Source organism: Streptomyces sp. NPDC006476, from assembly GCF_040612015.1.
Taxonomy (GTDB): domain Bacteria; phylum Actinomycetota; class Actinomycetes; order Streptomycetales; family Streptomycetaceae; genus Streptomyces; species Streptomyces griseorubiginosus_B.
On record NZ_JBEXPK010000226.1, the window covers coordinates 1 to 3202 of the forward strand.

The window sequence follows — 3202 nt, forward strand, 5'->3', positions numbered from 1 at the left end:
CGAAGACCCGGCCGCGAGGGCCCCTGAGTCCGAGGCCGCGGGCCGTGACACCGGTACCGGGCACGTTCCCCCCATCCCCTGGTCTTGTAGTGGTTTTGAACTGACTGGTCAGTGCAAAAACTACTCCGAACCTACGATAACAAAAGGGCTGGTGTCCGCTCTCCGCATACGCCGGCGCGGTCGCCGTCCATGACCGCTACCAGAACTACGACAGCGCCCAACTCGGCGGCCTGAACCACCAGCTGTGCCTGCCCACGTCCTGCGCGACCTCAACGGCGCGGCCGGGCTCTACCCCGATGGCACCTCGGTCCGCATCGGCCTCGGGCACACCGAGCACCTGGATGACGACCGGCCCGGCGCCCGCAAGACCCGCCTGCTGCTGGAAGCCTTCTGTGAGCGCGAGGACGACTTCCTGCGCTTCACCACCGACCTGCGCATCCCACCCACCTCCAACCAGGCAGAACGCCACCTGCGGCCCTCGAAGATCCAGGAAAACGTCTCCGGCCGGCTCAACGACCTGGAACAAGCCAAGGACCGCCACCTGATCCGCGGTGTGCTCTCCACCGCCGCCAAGCACGCCGTCAACCCCCTCACCGTGCTCCCGGACGAGTTCACCGGAACCACCTGGCTCCCACCCACAGCCCGCGCCTGACACCCCGCCAGCCGGTGACCGCCCGCCCACGGTCACCGGCCGTCACCACACGCCCGAATCCATCACCCAGCGCGCACCGGCTGAATGTTTACCTCTAAACCTGATCAGCTAGAGCTTACGTCGGCGTTGAACACGGACTCGTTCCAATCTGGAACACCGAGGGACACGGACCCCCCTTCGAAGTTAATACGTAGGACCGTGTTTTTGTGCCACCACCAGCCGCTGGTCATGACGCATTCGTTAGGTGCGAGGCTACCGGGCGCATTCCAGGTAACGTGTTGATTGTCCTGGTTATTCCCTTCGACGGTAATACCGTTTAACGGGTTAGGACTCTTGTTGCAAATATTTGCCTGGATCGATGAATCATCTGCGTATGCGAGGGTCGATCCGATCCCGGTCAGGCCGGAGGTCACGGCGGTTGCCGCCATGACCAATGCCGCCTTGTGTACGAACGGGCGCATCTGAAATTTATCTCCTTCATCTGCGGCTATTTCAGCTGAATAGCCGCCTTCGTTTGGTCAGGAAAACGAGAACCTGCAACGTTTAAGTACGCGAGGTATTAGCCTTGCGGGCTCTCCTCCGGCGCGCACAGCTGCATATGCAGGGCTCGACCCGATCCCGGTCGAAGCGGAGCTTGCAGCAGTCGCCGCTATGGCGACTGCGACTTGCGCACACCTAGGCTGGAATCTACGTACGAGTCTTCCCGTCCGGGCTGCGCTGACGATAGAGGCATCTGACCCAATGCCGCTGAACCCTTCTCGGCAACGTCTCGCGGCTGTTGGCGATCTTCGTAAAGGCAGGCCGGCTCCGCTGTTTCAGCATCACGCTCCACACCGCCCGCGACCAGGTGATCCAGGCCACAGGCATCGTTACCGCGGACACCGATCGGGACACTCTCCTCGGGACGATCGGCCGTCGGATTCTGACCGGCCTGCTCCACCCCGGACTCAACCGCCATAACCGGACTAAGAGCAAAGTGATTATGATCATATACTGGCCGGTCGAGGACGCCGAGGACCTCATCTCACGTTACATCTCTTGGAGCGCAGAGCACGGCCGAGAGCGAGTTACGAGATGGTGAGAGGTAAATTGGAATCCGCGAGGATCCTCGACACAGAATTCTTATCCTGGGCAGCGGACATAGGCCGCCAACATGGAAAACTACTGCTGAGAAGACTCCCCAGAGCAGGGCTGACGCAAGGTCCGGGATTGAGACGTTTCCGCAGGTGAGCGGTCCGTGATGTGTAAGACCGAAGCTCCGTTGAGGGGGGTGACCTACCAAGTCGCCCTGTGTCTACGGAGCTTCGGTGAATCGTCAGTCTGCCATGTGTGTGCCCGTGATGGAGTCGATGTTGAAGTTTCCCCGTGATCTTGGACACTCGTCGGTTATGCCGCGAGGGCATGTTGATGCCGCTGCCTGGTCTCGGCCGGGGTGAGGTAGCCGAAGGTCTTGTGCTTGCGCAGGCGGCGGCGGTTGTAGAAAGTCTCGATGAAGGTGAAGGCCTCGGCGCGGGCGGTGGCCCGGTCGGGCCAGATGCGGGTGCCGATCTCTTCCTTGAGCAGGGCCCAGAAACTCTCCGCGGCCGCGTTGTCGAAGCATGATCCCGTGCGTCCCCAGCTGTTCTGCAGTCCCAACTTCCTTATTCGGTCGCTGAATTGGGTCGAAGTGTATTCGCTGCCGCGGTCACTGTGGATCACGCAGCCGGGCTCCAGGTTGCCTCGACCGTAGGCCATGTCGAGGGCGTCCACGACGAGTTCTGCGCAGTGGTGATCGGCCATGGCATAGCCGACGACCTCGCGGGTGGCCAGGTCCAGCCAGCAGGCGAGGTAGAGCCAGCCCCCGGCAGTGGGCAGGTAGGTGATGTCGCCGACCAGCTTGATCCCGGGCCGCTCGGCGTGGAAGTCGCCCCCGATCAGGTCGGGGGCCGGCTTCGCCTTCTTGTCGGGCCTGGTCAACGAGTGGCGCCTGCGCCGGGTGACGCCTCGGATGTCGCGCTCGCGCATCACGCGGGCGATGCGCTTGCGGTTCACTCGCCGCCCCAGACGCCGCAGTTCGGCGTGGATGCGCGGGACACCGTAGGTGCGGCGGGAGGCCACGTGCAGCACCGTGATCTCGTGCGCGAGCGCGTCGTCGGCGGCCTGCCGGCCATGGCGGGCGGCCTCGCCCTCGCGCCACGCGTAGTAGGAGGAACGAGCGACGTGCAGCACCCGGCACAACAGAACGATCGGGTAGTTCGCCTTCTCCGCGTGGATGAACCGGCACAACTCGCTCACCGGTCGTTCTCCTTCACGAAGAAGGCGGTCGCTGAGATATGAATCCACGTCACGACGAGGTGTCCGGGACCACGGTCACCCTCACACCCAGATCCTCCAGCTGGGTGATGAGCCGTTGGGCCCGGCGCTCGGGGGAATATCGCCGGGCGATCCAGTCCGCTCCCAGCTCCCGGTAGGGCATCCGGTCATGGACGATGTGCCAGTAGGCGACGATGATGTCGTGCCGGGTCGCGCCGATTGCCTTGAACCGCCCCGCCCGGCCCTTGATCTGAGCGT

General features: G+C 63.4%; 4 protein-coding genes and 1 pseudogene. 2 read left to right on the forward strand and 3 right to left on the reverse strand.

All coding sequences use genetic code 11. The features are described 5' to 3' along the window. Nucleotides 1–244 precede the first annotated feature (244 nt). On the forward strand, nt 245–652 hold the full coding sequence (locus tag ABZZ74_RS53255; RefSeq protein WP_356951325.1) for a transposase: 408 nt from the start codon (nt 245–247) through the stop codon (nt 650–652). A gap of 104 nt (nt 653–756) precedes the next feature. Here ABZZ74_RS53255 and ABZZ74_RS53260 read toward each other — a convergent pair whose 3' ends face one another. Beyond that, nucleotides 757–1113 carry a hypothetical protein gene (locus ABZZ74_RS53260; RefSeq protein ID WP_356951326.1) on the reverse strand — a complete coding sequence of 119 codons (357 nt, stop codon included), beginning with the start codon at nt 1111–1113 and terminating at the stop codon, nt 757–759. Between the two features lie 317 nt (nt 1114–1430). Here ABZZ74_RS53260 and ABZZ74_RS53265 point away from each other — a divergent pair, with 317 nt between their 5' ends. Further along, nucleotides 1431–1733: a hypothetical protein gene (locus tag ABZZ74_RS53265; RefSeq protein ID WP_356951327.1), complete on the forward strand. Its 303-nt coding sequence runs from the start codon at nt 1431–1433 to the stop codon at nt 1731–1733. 305 nt (nt 1734–2038) lie between these two features. On the opposite strand, the gene ABZZ74_RS53270 is transcribed toward ABZZ74_RS53265, so the two are convergent. Both ABZZ74_RS53270 and ABZZ74_RS53275 read right to left on the reverse strand, forming a co-directional pair. Next, complete coding sequence (locus ABZZ74_RS53270) at nt 2039–2974, reverse strand: IS3 family transposase (protein WP_356951328.1); 936 nt, start codon at nt 2972–2974, stop codon at nt 2039–2041. Nucleotide 2975: 1 nt separating this feature from the next. Beyond that, a pseudogene (locus ABZZ74_RS53275) lies at nt 2976–3202 on the reverse strand (IS110 family transposase); the annotation flags it as partial.